Raw genomic sequence first — 666 nt, 5'->3', positions numbered from 1 at the left:
GATTACAAATTAAAGCTACGTGACTACTACTCTGGTATTTCATGTAACGGCCAAAGTCTTATTCGTACAGCAATTACGAGCGATGCTGTTGAAGTAGGCACTCTACTTGTTAAGAAAATGCCAAGCAAAGAGCTAACGCAGCCAGAAGCTGATGGCAAAACACTACAAGCGTGGATTGCAGAGCAAGGTCTTCAAGACTCGCCTATTTCTGCAACGCTTAACGACAGAATTTAATATCAGGTTAGCTTAATGCTTCACCTAGCCGTGTGAACCAGTTCAACATGGTTGCAGCGCAAGCTGCACTACAAGGCCCCACTGCTACGGGGCCTTTTTCTTTTTTAAACCATTCATTTTATAAGAAAATTCACTAATGATCAGTCAAAGGTATAAAGTGTAATACCTAGTTATTCCACGGCATGTTTTTCTTGTTAAACGGTTAGGGTTTAATACACCCCAACGAACAAAAACAAACCGATTAACTTAAAACGAAGGAATTTAACCATGTTGAAAATTGTTAAAACTTCTCTAGTACTAGCAGCATCTACTTTAGCTTTTTCTAACGCAGCACAAGCTAACGACATTAACGAAGCACTGGCAAACATTTGCACTATCGTACAAGCAGACGATAAAGGTGAGCTCCGCAAGAAAATGAGAAGCGTACAATCG

At 40.2% G+C, this 666-nt stretch carries 1 protein-coding gene and 1 pseudogene; both read left to right on the top strand.

Annotated elements, in window-relative coordinates; translation table 11 throughout:
- On the top strand, positions 1-234 hold a 234-nt coding region (locus tag V7R35_RS17810), incomplete at its 5' end, for a DUF3718 domain-containing protein (protein WP_334016219.1).
- A gap of 267 nt (positions 235-501) precedes the next feature.
- Positions 502-666: pseudogene (locus tag V7R35_RS17890) on the top strand (DUF3718 domain-containing protein); the annotation flags it as partial.

The organism is Alteromonas sp. S167, assembly GCF_036864375.1.
Lineage (GTDB): Bacteria > Pseudomonadota > Gammaproteobacteria > Enterobacterales > Alteromonadaceae > Alteromonas.
This window is presented reverse-complemented; position numbering and strand designations above follow the sequence as displayed.